The organism is Rhodococcus sp. NPDC060086 (assembly GCF_042730275.1).
Taxonomy (GTDB): domain Bacteria; phylum Actinomycetota; class Actinomycetes; order Mycobacteriales; family Mycobacteriaceae; genus Rhodococcus.
In genome coordinates this window covers 20,425-37,468 of the sequence record NZ_JBHWWZ010000014.1, presented here as the reverse complement: position 1 = coordinate 37,468, position 17,044 = coordinate 20,425, and the positions used below count along the sequence as shown (strand labels likewise).

21 protein-coding genes are annotated in these 17,044 nt (G+C 68.0%); 7 read left to right on the top strand and 14 right to left on the bottom strand.

Translation table 11 applies throughout. From position 1 onward, the window contains the following. Positions 1-25: 25 nt before the first annotated feature. Positions 26-190, bottom strand: coding sequence for a hypothetical protein (locus tag ACFWB0_RS11080; RefSeq protein ID WP_378490488.1), 165 nt, complete (start codon positions 188-190; stop codon positions 26-28). On the opposite strand from ACFWB0_RS11080, the gene ACFWB0_RS11075 reads away from it, so the two are divergent. Then, entirely contained in the window at positions 189-500 is a 312-nt protein-coding gene (locus ACFWB0_RS11075; RefSeq protein WP_378490487.1) for a hypothetical protein, read from the top strand. The two genes, ACFWB0_RS11080 and ACFWB0_RS11075, sit on opposite strands and share 2 nt — an antisense overlap. Before the next feature lie 184 nt (positions 501-684). On the opposite strand, the gene ACFWB0_RS11070 is transcribed toward ACFWB0_RS11075, so the two are convergent. Further along, a complete protein-coding gene (locus ACFWB0_RS11070; protein ID WP_378490486.1) occupies positions 685-1,278 on the bottom strand; it encodes a helix-turn-helix domain-containing protein in 594 nt (197 codons plus the stop codon). Positions 1,279-1,364: 86 nt separating this feature from the next. Here ACFWB0_RS11070 and ACFWB0_RS11065 point away from each other — a divergent pair, with 86 nt between their 5' ends. The 4 genes from ACFWB0_RS11065 to ACFWB0_RS11050 all read left to right on the top strand — a co-directional run bounded on the left by ACFWB0_RS11065 (position 1,365) and on the right by ACFWB0_RS11050 (position 4,391). Further along, a complete protein-coding gene (locus ACFWB0_RS11065) occupies positions 1,365-1,991 on the top strand; it encodes a methyltransferase domain-containing protein (protein WP_378490485.1) in 627 nt (208 codons plus the stop codon). 25 nt (positions 1,992-2,016) lie between these two features. After that, positions 2,017-2,502: a DinB family protein gene (locus ACFWB0_RS11060; RefSeq protein ID WP_378490484.1), complete on the top strand. Its 486-nt coding sequence runs from the start codon at positions 2,017-2,019 to the stop codon at positions 2,500-2,502. 229 nt (positions 2,503-2,731) lie between these two features. Beyond that, positions 2,732-3,076, top strand: a complete 345-nt coding sequence (locus ACFWB0_RS11055) for a hypothetical protein (RefSeq protein ID WP_378490483.1) — start codon at positions 2,732-2,734, stop codon at positions 3,074-3,076. A 511-nt stretch (positions 3,077-3,587) separates the two neighbouring features. Next, on the top strand, positions 3,588-4,391 hold the full coding sequence (locus ACFWB0_RS11050; protein ID WP_378490482.1) for a light-mediated development protein DET1: 804 nt from the start codon (positions 3,588-3,590) through the stop codon (positions 4,389-4,391). 50 nt (positions 4,392-4,441) lie between these two features. Here the strand turns inward: ACFWB0_RS11050 and ACFWB0_RS11045 are convergent, their stop codons facing one another. The 9 genes from ACFWB0_RS11045 to ACFWB0_RS11005 all read right to left on the bottom strand — a co-directional run bounded on the left by ACFWB0_RS11045 (position 4,442) and on the right by ACFWB0_RS11005 (position 10,753). Next, positions 4,442-5,296: a phage major capsid protein gene (locus ACFWB0_RS11045; protein WP_378490481.1), complete on the bottom strand. Its 855-nt coding sequence runs from the start codon at positions 5,294-5,296 to the stop codon at positions 4,442-4,444. A gap of 152 nt (positions 5,297-5,448) precedes the next feature. Then, complete coding sequence (locus ACFWB0_RS11040; RefSeq protein WP_378490480.1) at positions 5,449-5,739, bottom strand: hypothetical protein; 291 nt, start codon at positions 5,737-5,739, stop codon at positions 5,449-5,451. 236 nt (positions 5,740-5,975) lie between these two features. Beyond that, on the bottom strand, positions 5,976-6,926 hold the full coding sequence (locus ACFWB0_RS11035; protein ID WP_005195278.1) for a site-specific integrase: 951 nt from the start codon (positions 6,924-6,926) through the stop codon (positions 5,976-5,978). A 167-nt stretch (positions 6,927-7,093) separates the two neighbouring features. Beyond that, positions 7,094-8,473 carry an NAD(P)/FAD-dependent oxidoreductase gene (locus ACFWB0_RS11030; RefSeq protein ID WP_005206419.1) on the bottom strand — a complete coding sequence of 460 codons (1,380 nt, stop codon included), beginning with the start codon at positions 8,471-8,473 and terminating at the stop codon, positions 7,094-7,096. Positions 8,474-8,539: 66 nt separating this feature from the next. Beyond that, positions 8,540-9,085, bottom strand: a complete 546-nt coding sequence (locus ACFWB0_RS11025; protein ID WP_235194085.1) for a cytochrome C biosynthesis protein — start codon at positions 9,083-9,085, stop codon at positions 8,540-8,542. Continuing rightward, a complete protein-coding gene (locus ACFWB0_RS11020) occupies positions 9,082-9,444 on the bottom strand; it encodes a hypothetical protein (protein ID WP_235194086.1) in 363 nt (120 codons plus the stop codon). Before ACFWB0_RS11020 ends, ACFWB0_RS11025 begins: the two co-directional genes overlap by 4 nt. Continuing rightward, positions 9,444-9,959: a hypothetical protein gene (locus ACFWB0_RS11015; protein WP_005180213.1), complete on the bottom strand. Its 516-nt coding sequence runs from the start codon at positions 9,957-9,959 to the stop codon at positions 9,444-9,446. The genes ACFWB0_RS11020 and ACFWB0_RS11015 overlap by 1 nt, the downstream gene beginning before the upstream one ends. 87 nt (positions 9,960-10,046) lie before the next feature. Continuing rightward, a complete protein-coding gene (locus tag ACFWB0_RS11010; RefSeq protein ID WP_005180211.1) occupies positions 10,047-10,370 on the bottom strand; it encodes a hypothetical protein in 324 nt (107 codons plus the stop codon). Continuing rightward, positions 10,367-10,753 carry a helix-turn-helix transcriptional regulator gene (locus ACFWB0_RS11005; protein ID WP_004018626.1) on the bottom strand — a complete coding sequence of 129 codons (387 nt, stop codon included), beginning with the start codon at positions 10,751-10,753 and terminating at the stop codon, positions 10,367-10,369. The genes ACFWB0_RS11010 and ACFWB0_RS11005 overlap by 4 nt, the downstream gene beginning before the upstream one ends. A 122-nt stretch (positions 10,754-10,875) precedes the next feature. Between ACFWB0_RS11005 and merA the strand changes: the two genes are divergently transcribed. Both merA and merB read left to right on the top strand, forming a co-directional pair. Further along, positions 10,876-12,312: a mercury(II) reductase gene (merA, locus tag ACFWB0_RS11000; RefSeq protein ID WP_004018625.1), complete on the top strand. Its 1,437-nt coding sequence runs from the start codon at positions 10,876-10,878 to the stop codon at positions 12,310-12,312. Between the two features lie 34 nt (positions 12,313-12,346). Then, on the top strand, positions 12,347-13,468 hold the full coding sequence (gene merB / locus ACFWB0_RS10995; protein ID WP_017681707.1) for an organomercurial lyase MerB: 1,122 nt from the start codon (positions 12,347-12,349) through the stop codon (positions 13,466-13,468). Between the two features lie 35 nt (positions 13,469-13,503). On the opposite strand, the gene ACFWB0_RS10990 is transcribed toward merB, so the two are convergent. The 3 genes from ACFWB0_RS10990 to ACFWB0_RS10980 all read right to left on the bottom strand — a co-directional run bounded on the left by ACFWB0_RS10990 (position 13,504) and on the right by ACFWB0_RS10980 (position 17,029). Beyond that, positions 13,504-16,515: a Tn3 family transposase gene (locus tag ACFWB0_RS10990; RefSeq protein WP_005203168.1), complete on the bottom strand. Its 3,012-nt coding sequence runs from the start codon at positions 16,513-16,515 to the stop codon at positions 13,504-13,506. A 163-nt stretch (positions 16,516-16,678) separates the two neighbouring features. Continuing rightward, a complete protein-coding gene (locus ACFWB0_RS10985) occupies positions 16,679-16,807 on the bottom strand; it encodes a hypothetical protein (RefSeq protein ID WP_378490479.1) in 129 nt (42 codons plus the stop codon). 57 nt (positions 16,808-16,864) lie between these two features. After that, entirely contained in the window at positions 16,865-17,029 is a 165-nt protein-coding gene (locus tag ACFWB0_RS10980; RefSeq protein ID WP_378490478.1) for an alpha/beta fold hydrolase, read from the bottom strand. Positions 17,030-17,044: the final 15 nt, after the last annotated feature.

Genomic DNA, 17,044 nt, shown 5'->3' with positions numbered 1-17,044 from the left:
AGGCGTAGTCGCTGCCGTAGTTACCCTAGGCGCCGCCTCCGACCCAGTTGTTGATGTACGGCGCAGTTTCGGTGAGTGCGTACTTCTTGAACTCCGGTGCCACTGTCTGCCTCAGGAACTGATCCGCGTTGGCACGCGCATCCGAATCGGCTGAGAAATGGTCGGCAATGGAATAGGCCAGGACCTGCATGCGCCCTGCGACGGGTGAGACATCGGTGGGCGCTGGACAGGTCCTCATCGAGGTTGTCGAAGATCTCGGTGCCGAGAAGATCTGCGTTGGTGAACTGCGGGATCGCCGGCGGCGCCGGCGGGGTGACCTGACCCATGACGGTGGCGGTGAACTTGCGCTGGAGGGCAACCGCACCCGCGGGATCGTCAGCGAGTGCGACACGACCCAGCATCTCGGCCCTGGCCGAGTGCAGTTCGAGTCGTGTCGCACCGGCAGGGATCGGCAGGTTCGCGCCGGGCTTCAACAGGGCGAATACGCCGAATGGCGTTGAGGGGATCGTGCGGTCGTTCGCTAGCGGTCGGCCATCCACTGGCGATCATCACCGACTCCGATGCGGCGGGCATCGCCCGCAACGGATGAACTGCCGCGCAACACCACTACCTCGAAGAATGGTGCGGGCCGACGTTCCCATGGCCGGCGGTGTGGTGTTCGTGCGGTTACAGCTGGGTATGGCCCTAGCCGTGCGATGACCCAGGTGCGTCGGCGCGCACGTGCGCGCGCATCCCTTGCACGCCGAACAGGATCAATAGTTCGACCGCACCGCCGTCGGCGCTGCCGAGCCAGTGCGGCAAGGAAGTGTCGAACTCAGCGGCCTCACCGTGCGTCAATGTCAGTTCGCGCTCACCGAGCACTAACCGCAAGCAACCATTGAGCACATACAACCACTCGACACCGTCATGAGTCTGCGGGGTCGGTTCGAGCGGCTCGGGCACCGCGGGAATGATCATCTTGAACGCCTGCACCCCACCCGGCCGCCGCGACAGCGGCACGAAGATCAGCCCCGACCGCCGGATCGGCTTCAGGTGGATTCGCGGATCGCCGGTGCGCGGGGCACCGACGAGATCGTCCAGCGGAACGTCATAGGTGCGAGCGAGGGGCAGCAGCAACTCCAAGGTCGCCCGGCGCTGCCCACTCTCCAGTCGAGACAGGGTGCTCTCGGATATCCCCGTCCGCGCCGCCAGGCCGGCGAGGGTGATGCCGCGGTCGCGACGCAGCGCACGCAACCGCGGGCCGACCACGTCGAGCACGACTTCCGTTTCGCGATCCATGAGTCCATCTTGCCGGAACAGCAGGATTGCGTGCCAGATCGTGCTGGGTCCGAAACACTGGGGGTGCCCCGATCAAAGGAGTCCTGATGAGCGCCACCGATGCGGTCACCTTCTGGAACGGCGTCTACGCAGCCCGTTCAGCAGCAACCGACCCACAGCCGAACGCCCTTCTCACCGAGACGGTCTCGGATCTGTCACCCGCAGACGTGTTGGATCTCGGATGCGGCGACGGCGGCGACACGCTCTGGCTCGCCGACCGGGGTTGGCACGTCACCGCCGTCGACATCTCGGCCGTGGCGCTCGCGCGGCTGACCGACCTCACCAACTCACACGGCCTCGGTGACCGCGTCACCGCCGAGCAACATGACCTGCGGAAATCCTTCCCGCAGGGACGATTCGACCTGATCTCCGCCCACTACCTACATACTCCCTTCGATCTGGACCGGGCCACCGTCCTGCGCGCGGCCGCGCACGCGCTGCGCCCGGGCGGGCGACTGCTGGTCGTCGACCACGCCTCGACCGCGCCGTGGTCGTGGAATCACGACCCCGACCTCCGCTACCAGAGCCCGCAGGAAGTCGCGGCGGGGATCGCTCTGGATCCGGCGACGTGGCTGGTCGAGCGGGCCGACGCACTCCGCCGGATCGCGACGGGACCGGATGGGCGCACCGCCGAGGTCACCGACCACGTCCTCATGATCCGCCGCACTGTCTGATCCGCCACCGACGAAGGAGACCGCCGTGCCCACCACCAACCGGCGCCGCGATACCCCGCCGCCCCGGACAGGGAGCAGCGAAACCGCGACTCTGCGCGCATTCCTCGACTACCTCCGGGCCTCGATTACTGCGAAGGTCGACGGCGCCCCCGAACCGCAGGTACGAACAGCGACGGTGTCGTCGGGTACGAACCTGCTCGGACTGCTGAATCACCTGACCTTCGTCGAACGCGCGATATTCCTCGGGGCCGATGTGACCGACTGGCAGGCGACGTTCCGAGCCTCACCGGCTGACAGCGTGGCCGATGTCGTCACCCGCTACCGCGAGACGGTCGAGCGCGCGAACGAAGCTCTCGATGGGTGCACCGATCTCGACGGACCCGTGCCCCGGTCGAAACGTCCCGCTCCCAGCGTCCGCTGGGCACTCGTGCACATGATCGAGGAGACCGGCCGGCACGCAGGCCACGCCGACATCCTCCGCGAACAGGTCGATGGCGCCACCGGGCGCTGACTGCCCAGGACACGATCACGGTCACCCCGCACAACCGGTGGCTGTTCCCCGACCGCCGCGCTGGGGAAGTCAGTGCACTTCCGCACGCTAGGTCGGCCGGCCGGAGAACCGCTGACTGCGGTACGGAGGTCACGTCATCGGGTACGAAACCCAGCCACGGCAGCGTGCATACGGCAGGCACCCCAGATGAACGGCCCTCGGGGGGCGGCGACGCCTGATGTGCGGACGCGTGCAACCCGACGATGCCACGACCCGCGTGGCGGATGCCGGTGATCGGCGACGCATTGCGGCTCGATCCGAAGCGGTCCAGCGCGAGATGGAGTTCGTGCGGGAACTGGGCGACGTGTTCGAGATCAGCATCGTGGGCAGCACGCTGATCGTGGTCGGAGGCGGCGACGCTGTGGCGGAGGCGTTCGACGAGTCCCGATTCACCAAGGCCGTCGTGCCTCCCGTGAGCAATCTGCGCGAACTTGCCGGTGACGGGTTGTTCACAGCGTTCAACCGCGAACCGGCGTGGGCACAAGCCCACAATGTGTTGATGCCGGCATTCAGCCAGTCGTCGATGCGCAGCTAAGAGGATCTCCAGCTTGGCTGGCTCGTTGTCGAGGTCGAACTCGTCCAGGACGGTTCTCCAGAGTTTCTGGCCTGCCGACCCGAAACCCTTCGGCATTCGTGGCCGCATAGTCGTTTCAACTCCTCTATCTGAAGTGGGAAATGGGCCCTGATCAGGGCATCTGGTTAGAAATCAGGTTCTGAAAGCCGCACACGATGGCTCAGACGCATAACCAACCGATCCGGAAGGGCCGGGGAAGGGCTCCCCCCGTGGGTAGGTAGACCATCGGGTGCCCGCTTGATCGCTTGTGCCGTACTGCGTGAGCTGTGAATATCTGCCGATGACATCGGAGATCAATGCGCGGACAGTACCTGATCCGAGCGACGGTCGAGGAGAGCCAACTAGGCCCCTTGAGTTCATACAACGGGCCAACTGGGACGCGCCCGAACGTGCCGTCCTTCATTCGCGCGTTGGTCGCACGCTGTATGTCCGGGCAGCTGACCCGTGCGACCCAGATTCTGCTCCTATCCCGGTGCACGAGGGCGACGAGGTGGTCATGATGGAGCACCTCTCGCACGCCAGCATCCACACCCAGCAGGAGGGCGCGGAGGGATTCCTGATTAGCCAACGGATCGTTCCGGTTCGGGAAGAACCAGGCAAAGTTGTTGTTAGGACTTTGCGGTACGGCGAGGAAGACGACGGTCGTCGGTGCCACGTAAAGCCCGGCGACGAGGTTGTGCTTCAACCGGAGGTGCAACTGGACTATGTCGACGAGTGGGAGAGCCAAGGGGTCGACGGCTACGTTCCGCTGACGCCGGTCCTGTTTACTTGGATGTCCCTCGGAACGCACCATTCCGACGACAAGCGTCGGTACCTACTCGCGGCAGCACGTCGACTCGATCAAGCCCAAACGTTGTTTCAGCGGATCGAGCAACTTCGCCAATCCGATCCGGAGGGGGCACCTGCCACCCGTCGTGCGATCTTCGAGCTTGTAGGAGCGACCGAGTTGGCAGTCGTGGCTTTAAGCCGCGCTCTGGACATGTGCATCAAAGCCAGGTCCAAGATTGGGGCCGCCTCGCGGGTTCCGCGGGAGATCTCCAGAAAGTGCGATCCCCTGCGGGCTATCCGGAACTCCTACGAGCATATCGAGGATCGAGCAGTTGGCTTGGGAACGAAGGGCCCTGATGCCGATGCTCTAACCATCTTCAAACACGACCGTGTCGTAGTCGACGGTGTAGTTGAGTACGGCAAATACCAACTGGAACTAACTGCCGAGGTCCCCGAGCTCATTCGACTCGCAAGGCAGTTCTTGAAGGATGCAGCCGGCGAAAGCTGAGAGGCAACCGGAAGGGGACGGCTCACGTGGAGGGCCGCCCCCGACCGGCCTCATTCAGTCATCAGGCTGCGTCGTAGCCGCGAACGTTGGCCTCTTCGTGCAGGAAACCGATGCCGTAACGGTAGTTCGCCATGATGTCGAGCGCATGCGCTATCAGTGGACCGCTCGACCGAGGTTCCGGTCCGGGTAACCAGGACGTTCCGCGCCTTGCTGACACCCCAGAACATCGTTGCTTCGTCGACCTGAGCCGAGGTGATGACCGGGAGGCCGGCGATCACCAGATCGCCCGCGTCGTTGTACGACAGCAACGACTCGTTGGAACCGGTGCCCAGCTTCTTGAGCTTGAGAATCGAGTTCGCAACGGCAGGGCGCATGATCCACGACGTCAGCTTGCCGCCGTTGGCCTCGGCGGCGAACTTCGCGTCGATGAACGCGTCCAGATTCGACAGCGACGCCCCGGTCTCGACCGTGGTGTACGCGGTGCTCAGAAGGCCTGACGGGCCGTTCACGGTCGTTTCACCCAGGTAGGCCGCGTCGACCGAGCGGATGATCTGGTTGACCAGCACACTCGCCACCATTTCTGCGGTGTCCGGAGTGGAGTCCTCCGCAAGCTCGCGTGAGGTGCGGTGTGCTCCGGCGGTGCGGTAGATCGGTACCAGCACCTCGTCGGTATTCGGATCGGCCAAAGCGATCTCGGCCAGCTCGGTGTAGTGCGCCACCTCGGGGAAGCTGACGAGCTTCGGGTAGCGAACAAGATCCTTGCCGGTGCCCGGCTGAGTGATCGTCCGCGCTGCCACCGAGTCGGCCTGGACGGCCACGTCGACAAGCTTGCCCAAATCTTCCGGAGTGAACGCACCGGCTGCCTGAGTGAGATCCACACCGGTAGCGAAATTGGTGAATGCCATGTTGGTGTCCTCCTGGACAAATAGGAAAGGCCCCTGGCTCAATTGCCAGAGGCCCTGATGGGTGGTGAATCAGGAGGCGGTCACAGACCGAATCCCGTTGAGGCACAGCCTCATTTGTGTTAAGTAGCGGTCACAGACCGCTTACTCGAAGATCACTGGAACAGCACGCCCCACGACGGGGTCGGCTGCTTCGGCTTGAAACCTCCGAGTCCCTGGGTGGGGTCGATCGCGGGAGCGTTCTTCCGCAGGCCCGGACGCTCTCCGAGCAGGAGCTGCGAGTCCTCGCGTACGCGGTCGGAGTCGACGAAACCGTCCTCGGTGAGATACGACGTGAGGTCGTTTCCGTTCACGAACAGGTCCGCACCGACTGCCAGGTGCTCGCCTGCAAGCCGTTCGACCTCGGCACACTGCATCTGTTCGATGCGAGCCTGAGTGTCGGCCACCTCCTCGCGGGCAGCGTCCCGCTCGGTGCGGTATCGGTCCCTGGCCTCCCTGAGCCCCCGGGAAGTATCGGGGGTACCAACCGAGTTGCGGAATCGGCAGAAAGTCCGTCTACGTTGCCCTCAGCGCCCGGAACCGAAGCGTCGGTTTCTGGGGTCACGGTAGTAATGGCGCAAAAAACAACGAAGTTCGCGTAGTGCCTGGTCAGCGGGTAGACGGACGCTCTTGTTGGTGGCCGCTATCGGTGGCTGCGGTCGGGGCCGATGAGGCTGGTGATGCCGCGCATGGCTGCCGGTGAGGGTTTGAAGTAGCGGCGTAGGTTCTCGGGTTTGCGGTGGCGGGACTTGGCCATCAGCTCCACCAGGCTGGCACCGGCCTCGCCGAGATGCGTCAGGCCGGAATGCCGAAGTTCGTGCAGATCCCAACCGGTGCCGGGCCCATTCGTCGCGGTGGCGGCATCCAGCACGGCGCGGGCCTGGCCGTAGGACAGCCGGGCCAGCCCGGTGTCGGGGCAGATGTCCCGGTCGGCGGCGGCCTTTCCGGGGCCCGGTCGGCGGTGGGTGACGAACAGCGGTCCGCGGGTGCGGCCCTTGGTGAGGCGTGGCAGGAGCCGGGCGGTGCCCGCGTCCCAGTACACGAGCTCGTGCGCGTACTCGTGGTAGGTGGCACCGCGGCGGCGGGTGCGGGGCTTGGCGCCCTTGGACTTCACCGGGCAACACCGCCCGGCCAGATCGAGGTCCTCGATGTTGACCTGGAGCAGTTCCTCGGTGCGGGCGCAGGTTTCGTAGAGCATCCGCCACAGCGTCTTCTCCCGGAGGTCGATGTCGCGGCGGGCGATGAGCCGGTCGATCGCGGTGCGCGAGTGCACCGGGGTGGTGGAGTCCGGTGGAGTGGAGCGTTTCACCCAGGCCGGGACCGCCGGGGCGGTGTGGCCGTGCTCGCGGCACCACGCCAGCCACGACGCGACCGCGGCGCGGCGGGCGTTCCAGGTGTTGACTGCTGAGGAGCCCCACAGGGTTTCGAGGGTTTCACCGATCTCATCGTCGGCGACGTCGGCCAGCCGCCGGGTCTCGCCGAGCGTGGCGGTGGTCTTGTCGACGGCGATGCCGTAGGCGCGGCGGGTGTTCGGGGAGCCGATCGAGTCGAGGAAGCTGTCGCCGGCGGCGCGGACGGTGATCCCGGACGGCACGGTGGTACCTCCCTCACTGGGCTTGCCGCAGATAACAGGTCCGCGTCGCGCACCGCCGGAGCGGAGTCGGCGCAGGCCGGATGTCATGATGCTACAGATAACAGGGTGTTATCCGTGGCAGTCGGAAAATGGCCTCACCCGAGTACCGGGCGATGCTCATGGGGTGTCTATGCGCCGATTTCGCGGTGGACGCCGCCGGCGGCGGTGTTGACCGCTTCGGCGAGGGTGGGGTGGATGTGGATGGCTTGGGCGAGTTGGGTGTAGGTGGCGCCGGTGGTCATGGCGATGACGGCCTCGTGAACGAGGTTCCCGCCGTCGGGTCCGGCGATGTGGCAGCCGAGGATACGGTCGGTGGCGGCGTCGGCGACGAATTTGACCAGGCCGCGGGTGTTGCCGATGGCGCGGGCTTTCACGACGCCGGTGAAGTCCTGGCGCCCGACGACGACGTCGTAGCCGGCGGCGCGGGCGGCAGGTTCGGTGAGCCCGACGGCGCCGACTTCGGGGTCGGTGAACACCGCGTGAGGCACGATGCGCCCGGTTGTGGTGCGGTCCTGGCTTCGGAATATGGTGCGGTAGACGATGTCGGCGTCGTCGCGGGCGGTGTGGGTGAACATGGGCCCGCCGCGCAGATCGCCGAGCGCCCAAACATTTTCGGCGTCGGTGCGCAGGGAGGCGTCGACGGTGAGGAAGCCCTGTGGGTCGGGTTCGAGACCGAGGTACTCGAGGCCGAGATTGTCGCTGTTGGGGGTGCGTCCTGTCGCGATCAGCAGGTGGCTGCCGGTGATGTCGTCGGCTTCGCTGCCGGTGCAGCCGAGCCGGATGTTCCCGGTGGTGCCGGTGGCCGCGGTGCAGGTGGTGCCGGTGAGCACGGTGATGCCGTCGGCGGTCATGCCCTCTCTGACGGCGGCGGAGATGTCGGGGTCCTCGCCGGGCAGCAGCCGGTCGGCGCGTTGGATGAGGGTGACCTCGGAGCCGAATCGCCGGAACATTTGGGCGAACTCGCAGCCGACGTAGCCTCCGCCGACGACGAGCAGATGTGAGGGCAGGTCGGTGAGGTCCAGCAGGGTGCGGGAAGTGAAGTAGGGGACGGTGTCGAGGCCGTCGATGGCGGGGATGGTGCTGCGGGTGCCGGTGACCAGCAAGATCCGGTCGGCGGTCAGGTCGGTGCCGTCGACGGTGAGTGTGCGGGGTGCGGTGAAATGTCCTGTGGCGTGGTAGAAGTCGAGGTCCGTTGATTTCTCGACGGTGCGGTAGGAGCCCGCGCGGATGGAGTCGACGATGGTGTTCTTGCGGTCGACCACGGCGGCCAAATCGACGGTGACCGGTCCGGGTAGGCGGACCCCGAATTCGGCGGCGCGGCGCGCCTGGTGCGCCACGGCGGCGGAGGCGATCATGGTCTTGGTGGGGATGCAGCCGCGGTTGAGGCAGGTCCCGCCGAGCAGTTCTTTCTCCACGAACGCGACGCGGCCGTGCCGGGCCGCGCGCAGCGCGAGCGGCAGGCCGGCCATGCCGCCGCCGAGTACCAGGGTGTCGTAGCGTTCGCTCATGTGCTCGGTGCCTTTCCTCGATCGAATCGCTCTGGAAGGGGTACGGCAGTCGACCGGTCGGCGCGGTCAGCGCGCGTGTTTCTCCTCGATTGTGGCGGGTGCGGGGGCGCAGCAGTCGTTGTCGGGGGTGGCGTCGCGGTGTCGGGCCCGGGTGTTGCGGGCAACGACGGTGGCGGCAAGCGTGGCGGCCACGGCCGCCACGGCGAGAATGATGACCGTGCCGGTGTGGTTTTGAATCCAGATGCTCACCGCGGCGGACCAGGCGGTGGAGCCCATCGCGGCACCACCGGTACTGCCGATAGCGGCGGGCCACCAATACCAGACGAGGTAGGCGCCGGTAGCGACGAGCACGACGGCGGTGATGCGGGTGCCGTGGCGGGCGAGCACCGCGAGGTAGCGGGTGGCAGCGGTGCCCGCCGCGGCGGTGGCGAGGCTGACCAGCAGCAAGACCGTCGCGGCCCCGGCGGCGTAGACGGCGAACACCACCAGCAGCGCTGCCCATCCGGCGGTGGCCTGGGCTTGGGCGATCACGGCGAGCAGCACCCCGAAGGTGCACGACAGCGACGCGGCCGCATAGCCGGCACCGGCGGCCACCATACCGGTGGTGGTCATCGATGCGCGGGGCGGGCGCTGAGCGCGGCGGGGCAGGCGCAGGCCAAGGCCACGGCCGGTGAGCATGACCAGCCCGAGCACCGCCAGCGCCGCGCCGACGGCCAGGCCGAGGCGGGGGCCGCGGCGATGAGCGCGCGGGCGCCGGCGCTGACGGCCAGGCCCGCCGCGGCGAGGGTGCCCGCGAATCCGAGGGTGAGCGCGGTCCCGGCGCGCAGGGCGCGCGCCATGCGGACCGGGAACGCGTCGGTGGTGGTGTCGCCGAGGGTGTGGGTGATCCAGGCGGGCAGCAGCGCGAATCCGCACGGGTTGACCGGGGCGAGCATCCCGGCGGTGAACGCCAGCGCCAGCAGTCCGCCCATCACGCCGCTCCCGCGTCGCGCAGTGCGGTGGTGATCTGGTCGGCGGACGGGTCGGTGGCGCGGTAGGTGACCTTGCCCGCCGGATCGACCACGACCAGCGTCGAGAGCGACGCCACCGAGAGTCGTGTGGTGAGGGTGGCGCCGGTGTCGATCACGGCGGGCAGCGCCTGGGTGCCGGTGAAGTCCTGGAACCCGGCCACCGTCTGCGCGGATTCACCCGGATCCATGTCGACCAGCACGAACGACGCCTTGTCGCCGAGTTGTCCGGCCGCCTGCGCCACCGATTTCGCGCCGCCCACGCATTCGCCGCAGCCGACGGAGAAGAAGAACAACGCGGTCGGCTTGTCACCGGGCACGCTGATGGAGGTGCCGGTGACGGTGTCGACCTGCACCGGCGCCACCGGATCCTGCGCCGTCGTGTCGGTCGAGGTGCACCCGGTGAGGGCCAGGGCTGCGGACAGCGCCAGCGCGGCGGCGGCGAGGGCGGGGCGGCGAAAGCGTGGCAGAGTGGCCATTCGAGGACAGTGGCCTTTCGTGCGGGGGGCGAGGGAGTGTCAGCGCGGTCTCGCGACCGCTCATCGGGGTGTCAGAGTTCGAGACGGTCATGCCGGGGTTTCCGTCCGGTCGCGGTCGGCCGGAGCCGACCGAGGGGATCCGGGTCGGGGCGGACAACACCCCGTGGCCTTACGGGCGCGGCGCCGCAGGGTGTAGCCGACGGCGGCGGCCACGACCAGCACGCCTGCGGCAAGCAGCCACGGGCTGGTCAAGACACCGCCGAGACCGGCGAGCACGCCGCCGGCGATCAGGGCGGGACCGGCGCAGCAGGCGACCATCACCAGCACGCCACCGGCCACTGCGAGCAGACCACCGAACCCGCCCGAGTCGTTGTCGGGTGTGTTCATCGCCTTGTTGTCGGGTGTGTTCATCGCCGCCCACTACCGTCCGCGGCGGGGATGCGCGGGCAGCAGCCCAGCGCGGCGGAGTTGTCGGCCGCCAGCGACCGCGCCAGCATCACCAGGTCAGCTACCCGCGGATCACCCACGGAGTACCGCAGTTTCTTCCCGTCGCGGCGCGCGAGGACATACCCGCAGTCGGCCAGGCAGGACAGGTGTACCGACACCCGGGGCTGCGAGATGCCGGCGTGTTCGACGCAGTCGGCGGAGGTGCGCTCCCCGGCGAGGATGAATTCGAGGAGCTTGAGCCGGGTCGGATCCGACAGGGCGCGAAAAAACTTCGCCGTCGTATCCAGATGCGTACACGCCGACTCGGCACCGGGCACGGTGACAGTGGCGGTGGTGGACCGGGCCATGGGATCGCCTCCACGAGACTTGAACTATTCGGATAAACGCATAATATGGTTCCGGTAGATATTCGTCAACACGAATAGCAGCCGTTGTCGGTTCAGCGGTTGCCCGACCAGGAGGCACCCTCGTGACCTTGACAGATTCCCGCGCCGATCTGGCGATCATCGGTTCCGGCTCGGCGGCGTTCGCCGCCGCCATCGCCGCGGTCAACCTCGGCAAACGGGTGGTGATGGTGGAGCGCGGGACGGTCGGGGGCACGTGCGTGAACGTCGGGTGTGTGCCCTCGAAGGCGCTGCTGGCCGCCGCCGAGGCCCGCCACGCCGCCGAGGCGGCGGGCCGGTTCCCCGGGCTCACCCCCGCCGAGGTGCCGCTGGATTTCCCCGCCCTGATCGCGGGCAAGGACGCGCTGGTCGGGCAGCTGCAGGCGGAGAAGTATGTCGACCTGGCCGCCGACTACGGGTGGGAGATCGTCTCCGGCACCGCGGTGTTCGACGGCAGCGCCGAGGCACCCGTGCTGCGGGTCGCGCGCGCCGAGGGCGGTGTACGGGTGATCGAGGCCGACCAGTATCTGATCGCCACCGGTGCCGCGCCCTGGGCTCCGCCGATCGACGGCCTCGTTGAGGCCGGGTATCTGACCTCGACCACCGCCATGGACCTCCAGCAGCTGCCGGAGTCGCTGATCGTGGTGGGTGCGGGCTATGTGGGGCTCGAGCAGGCCCAGCTGTTCGCCCGCCTGGGCAGCAAGGTCACGGTGATCGCGCGTAGCCGGCTGACCTCGGGTGAGGAACCGGAAATCTCGGCCGCGCTCGAGGCCGTCTTCGCCCACGAGCGCATCGACGTGCTCACCACCGCCACCGTCGAGAAGGTCCTCGCCGACGACGGGCACAAGGTGGTGACCGTGCGCACCGGCGGCGGCGCCAGCACCGAGCTGCGGGCCGAGCAGGTGCTGATGGCCACCGGCCGCCGCCCCAACACCGCCGGGCTGGGCCTGGATGCGGTCGGCGTCGCCGTCGACGAGCGGGGCGCGGTCGTGGTCGACGACCGCCAGCGCAGCAGCAATCCGCGCATCTGGGCGGCCGGGGACGTGGCCGGGGATCCGCAGTTCGTGTACGTGGCCGCCGCGCAGGGCACCCTGGTCGCCGACAACGCCCTGGCCGGTGCCGATCGCGTCCTGGACTACACCACGGTGCCGCGCGTGACGTTCACCAGCCCCGCGATCGCCTCGGTCGGACTGACCGACGCGCAAGCCGCCGCGGCCGGGCTGGCCTGCCAGTGCCGGGTGCTGGGGTTGTCGAGCGTGCCGCGGGCGCTGGTCAACCGGGACACCCGCGGCCTGGTCAAGATCGTCGCCGAAGCCGGCACCGGCCGGATCATGGGCGTGCACGCCCTCAGCGACGGCGCCGGGGACCTGATCACCGCCGCCACCTATGCGATGACCGCGGGTCTGACCGTCGACCGGCTCGCCCACACCTGGGCGCCGTACCTGACCATGGCCGAAGCGCTGAAACTGACCGCGCAGACTTTCACCACCGACGTCACCAAACTGTCCTGCTGCGCAGGCTGACGCCGTCGGACGGGAGGCAGTGATGAACGGACACATGACGATCGGGGACCTCTCGGCCCGCACCGGGGTGCCGGTGAAGGCGCTGCGCGAGTACACCGACCTCGGCCTGATCTACACCCTGGGCCGCAGCCCGGCCGGCTACCGCCTCTACACCGACGACGCGGAGTGGTGCGTGCGGTTCATCGGCGAGCTGCGCGGCCTCGGGCTCACCATCGCCGAGATCTGCCAGCTCACCTCCACCGACCGTGACGACCACGGCCGTTCGGTCGGCGCCCATCTCGCCGAGCTGCTGCAGCGGTCGCGGCAGCGGCTGCGCCCGATGCCGAGCAGATCCTCGACCGCATCGACGCCTTCGAAACCGCACACCGTGCGCATCTGGCCACCGACGACCTGTGCTGGGCCGGTGACCCGTGCGGATGCGAGCTACGGGCTTGACCCTCACCCCGGGGACAGACCCTACCGTCGGCACCGTCACTGTCCGATCGCCCTCGAGGAGTCCGATCCCATGAGTACCGACAACCTCACTGCCGACGTTTTCGCCAAGATCCTGCCCGCCGGCCGGGACCGGGCGCTGATGCGCGCCGCGCTGCGGCTGCTCGCCCACGGCACCCCGGTCACCGTCACCGAACTCGCCGCCGCCGCGGGAGTGCCCGACCTCGACCCCGCGCAGACGCCGATCGGCGCCGACGTCGAATACGACGAGGCCGGCCGGATCGTCGGCTGGGGCCTGACCCTCAACCCGACCCCGCACCGGTTCAGCGTCGGTGGCCACCAGCTCTACACCTGGTGTGCCCCCGACACCCTCATCTTCCCCGCCGTCATCGGCGCACCCGCCTGCATCGAATCCGACTGCCCGATCACGGGCACCACCGTGCGCCTGACCATCGACCCCGTCACCGGGGTCAGCGACCTGGAACCGGCCACCGCGATGGTGGCCTTCGTCGACCCCGACCGGATCCAGCCCGGTCACCTCCGCGCCACCTGCTGCAACCCGCAGATGTTCCTCGCCACCTCCGACGCCGCCCACCACTGGCAGGCGAAATTCCCAGGCATGACGGTGCTGCCGGTCACCGACGCCTACCACCAGCTCGCCCGCCCCCTCGCCGACGCGATCACCGACCCGACCACGACCACCGGAACCAGCGCCTGCTGCTAGATCGCGCCGCCGCCGATCCGGGCCGGCGCTGCGGGTCAGAACAGGGTGTCCCGCACGCGCAGCGGCCGGTACCCGGTGGGGCCGAGCTGGGCGAGTTCGGCGTCGATGTCGACCTCGATGGCGCCGAAGAAGTTGATGTTCTCGCTGTGGGCCGGGGAGATGTGCGTCAGCACCTCGTCGTCGATGCGCCGCCCGGCCCGCCGCATCTGTTCGGTCGCCAGCCCGTAATACTCTGTGGTCCAGGCGATGACGGCGTTGGTCGCCAACGTGAGGCACCATGCCTGTTCGGTCTGTCCCTCCAGGTGCCTCGCGCGCACGGCGCCTTCGTGCGCGTAGAGCAGGTCGCGGCGGAGCGCGTGCAGGGATTCGCCCTTGTTGAGCTGTCGGGAGATCTTGCGCCGATAGCCCGGGTCGGACAGGTACCGGGCGGCGTAGATCGTGCGCCGCAGCGCCCCGTATTCCTTGAGCGCCGCCGCGAGGGCGTTCTGCCGGCCCGACGCGGAGAGCTTGCCGACCAGCAGCGACGCGGTGGCGTGCCCGAACTTCAGCGACCCGCTCAGCCGGAGCAGGTCGTCGTAGTGCTCGGCGATGAGATCCAGATTCAGCTTGCGGGTCAGCAGCGGCCCGGCGTGCGGGAACGCGGACTCCACCTGGGCCCGAGGCGCCGCCCGATACAGGGTGATCCGGCCCAGGTCCCGGATGCGGGGCGAGAGCTGCAATCCGAGCAGGTCGAACAGCCCGAAGTTCACGAGGGTGACGCCGTGCGTGTCGGTCGCATGCTCGGTGATCGGCAGATCCGTTGCATTGCCGAGGATTTCGTCCAGCACGTAGTGAGCTTCGCGTCTCGTCGCGACGATGACCTTGGTGCCGTAGGTGGCGTGCTGATCGGTGACATGGGTATACGTGCTCAGTCCTTCGTTCGCGAAATAGCGGCTCAACGCTCTGGCGGTGACCGATTTGCCGCGGGTCGGGAACCGTTGCCCATCACTCGACGACAGGGTGCCGGCGCCGAAGACCGGGGTCAGCGGCAGCCTTTGGTGGTAGTCGATGATCGTCAGGTTCGCCGCCCGCAGCGTCTCCTCCCGCACATACCATTCGCTGGTCCAGGCCAGGATGTCGTAGGAGAGGCCCGACGCCTCGGCCATTCGGGTCAGCCCGAGGTTGGTGGAGTAGGCCAGCAGGACGGCGATGAGGTTGCGTTTCAGCTCCGGGCTGCGGGCCTGTTTGCCGCCGGCGTGGGTGAAGCAGTCCAGGTAGCCGGTGCGTTTGTCCAGCTCGATCAGCAGCGACACGATCGGCGCGAACGGCAGCATCTCCGTCAGCTCGGCCTTGAGCGCCGTCGCCTCCGCGGGCACATCCTCCGCCGACAGCGGTGAGATCACCAGGTCACCGGCCTCATCGAGACGGACCGGCCCGTCGCCGCCGGCGAGCACCTTCTCCAACTCGCCCATAGCGGCGTCGAGCTCGTCGGTGGCGGTCGCCAGCGCGCGAGCGGGATCAGCGGACTTGCCGACCAGGCGGCAGAACTCGTCACGCTGCGGCTCCCACGCCTGCGGGGTCAGCAGGTACGCGGCCGGGTCGGCGTAGCGGCGCGACCCCGGCACGAACACATCCCCGCTGCGCAACCCGTCACGCAGCCCCAGCAGCACGCACAGCTCCCAGTAGTGCCGATAGGCGGTGGTGTTACCGGCTTTGCGGGCCTCGTCGAGGTAGCCGCGCCACTTCGTCGGCACGAACCCGGTCGGCGCGTCGTCGGGCACCTTGCGGGTACCGGTCGCGTTCAGCTCCCGCAGCATGTGCACCCCGATCAGCAGCTCGGTCGCGGCGGTGCCGCCGGCGAACCGGACTGTCGACAGCACCTGCGGGGTGAACTGCCGCAGGTAGGAGTACGAGCTGTCCAGAGCGGCCAGGTGCCCGTGATCGCGCGGCAGCCGAGGCTTGGCCTGCGCGACCGCGGCCCGCAACCGCTCCCATCCGATCCGATCGCCCCGGATCAGGCCGCCGATCTCCTCGTCGGGGATCTGCAGGTCACAGACGATCGCCAGCAGGTCGTCGAGCAACCCCTGCCGATCCTCTCCGGCCTTACCGCGCTCGGCCAGCTCGTCGCGCATCCGGCGTTCGGCCTTGCTCAACCTGGCCGAGATCGCCTGATCGAACAGCTGCACCACCTCGTCGAGCACATCGGTGGCCGACTGCGCCAACACGGTGAGCAGAATCGGGTAGCGGCGTTGCGGATCCCGGCGTTCGAGGGCTTGGCCCGTCAAGCGGCGGCCCACCGTCGCCAGGAACCGCCGCCGCTCCGCCGGCAGCACCGACATGTCCAGCTCATCCGCGCCCAGGTTGCGCAGGAACACCAGCTTCTCGACCTCGGCCTTCACCGCGGTCGCCGACGCCTCCACCGGGCCGGTCGACAACCACCGCAACCGCGACATCTCGATCGACGGGTCGACGACCAGCAACGCATCCAGTTCCTTACACCGCTGCGGCGTGAACTCGCGCGCCAACCGGTCGTAGGTCTCCCGCTGCGCCCGCGTGCGAGCGTGCGCGACCCGGCGGACCACCGTTTCCGGGCCCGGCCGGATCACCCGCGCCGAGATCAGGTACTCACACGCCAGCCGGAACAACAGCGTCGGCGAATCGTGCTCCATCGCCCGCGCCAGCAGAAACTCATCCAGCTCCTTCAACTCCATCGCCCCGGCAGGCCGCCACCCCAGATACTGGGCCACCAGCCGCACATGCTCGGTCCGCGTCTGCGCCCGCTTGCCATACGAACGAAGCTGCGCTGCATCGATATTCAGCTGATCCGCCAGCCGGGCCACCGCCACCGGCGGCGCCGACGGCACCTTGTCCGGCACGAACCCCAGCCACGGCAAGGTGCACAACGCCACCGCCAGGCCCAGACGGACCGCAGGGCCCCTGCCCTGCGGAGCAACAAACGCCAGATCCGCCGGGGTCAGCGTGAAGTACCGGAACAACTCCTCACGACTGATCTCCGGGAACTCCCGCAGGCGCTGCAACTCCTCGTCCGCGAATACCCGCGTCGCCACGAACCCCAGCCTCCAACACGCCGACCAACCTCATCGGCAGACAAGCCAAGCACCAACCACCCCGGCCCGCAGCCCGAACCGAGAAATCGCCGCTGACCAGGCACTACGCGAACTTCGTTGTTTTTTGCGCCATTACTACCGGGACCCCTTTCTTGAGTGCTCATCAGTCCTCCGTCCAGTGAGTGATGGTCAGGTGCTCGAACGGATACCGCCCGACACTGATCTGGTACGTCGTCGGTGGTGTGGTGTCGGTGGCAGTGCGTTCGACTGCGTCGACGAGTTGATCGTTCATGTGTTTTCTCCTATATTCGCTCAGTCGTATCCGCCCGATTTTTCCCGAGTACTACGGCTACCCCTGCACCCAGCGGTTTGTCGCCGTGAGCTGCGGCCACAGCGGATCCCAAGTGGAATGATCACCGCCTGCACCGGGTACGAGGACGTGCGGTGAACCTTTCCCGGTGACCTCCGCCCATAATTCGACGCCTGCTGCTGTGATCAGGTGCACTTCCTGCACGTCGTCTCCTTGAAC

Excerpts from the sequence above, each read along its gene's own strand:
- ACFWB0_RS11030 (WP_005206419.1), bottom strand. The coding sequence starts at position 8,473 with ATGAGCGAACGCTACGACACCCTGGTACTCGGCGGCGGCATGGCCGGC.
- ACFWB0_RS11010 (WP_005180211.1), bottom strand. The coding sequence starts at position 10,370 with ATGAACACACCCGACAACAAGGCGATGAACACACCCGACAACGACTCG.
- ACFWB0_RS11005 (WP_004018626.1), bottom strand. The coding sequence starts at position 10,753 with ATGGCCCGGTCCACCACCGCCACTGTCACCGTGCCCGGTGCCGAGTCG.
- ACFWB0_RS10985 (WP_378490479.1), bottom strand. The coding sequence starts at position 16,807 with ATGAACGATCAACTCGTCGACGCAGTCGAACGCACTGCCACCGACACC.
- merB (WP_017681707.1), top strand. The coding sequence starts at position 12,347 with ATGACGATCGGGGACCTCTCGGCCCGCACCGGGGTGCCGGTGAAGGCG.
- ACFWB0_RS11020 (WP_235194086.1), bottom strand. The coding sequence starts at position 9,444 with ATGGGCGGACTGCTGGCGCTGGCGTTCACCGCCGGGATGCTCGCCCCG.
- ACFWB0_RS11070 (WP_378490486.1), bottom strand. The coding sequence starts at position 1,278 with ATGGATCGCGAAACGGAAGTCGTGCTCGACGTGGTCGGCCCGCGGTTG.
- ACFWB0_RS11015 (WP_005180213.1), bottom strand. The coding sequence starts at position 9,959 with ATGGCCACTCTGCCACGCTTTCGCCGCCCCGCCCTCGCCGCCGCCGCG.
- ACFWB0_RS11080 (WP_378490488.1), bottom strand. The coding sequence starts at position 190 with ATGCAGGTCCTGGCCTATTCCATTGCCGACCATTTCTCAGCCGATTCG.
- ACFWB0_RS11025 (WP_235194085.1), bottom strand. The coding sequence starts at position 9,085 with ATGACCACCACCGGTATGGTGGCCGCCGGTGCCGGCTATGCGGCCGCG.
- ACFWB0_RS11075 (WP_378490487.1), top strand. The coding sequence starts at position 189 with ATGCGCCCTGCGACGGGTGAGACATCGGTGGGCGCTGGACAGGTCCTC.
- ACFWB0_RS11065 (WP_378490485.1), top strand. The coding sequence starts at position 1,365 with ATGAGCGCCACCGATGCGGTCACCTTCTGGAACGGCGTCTACGCAGCC.
- ACFWB0_RS11045 (WP_378490481.1), bottom strand. The coding sequence starts at position 5,296 with ATGGCATTCACCAATTTCGCTACCGGTGTGGATCTCACTCAGGCAGCC.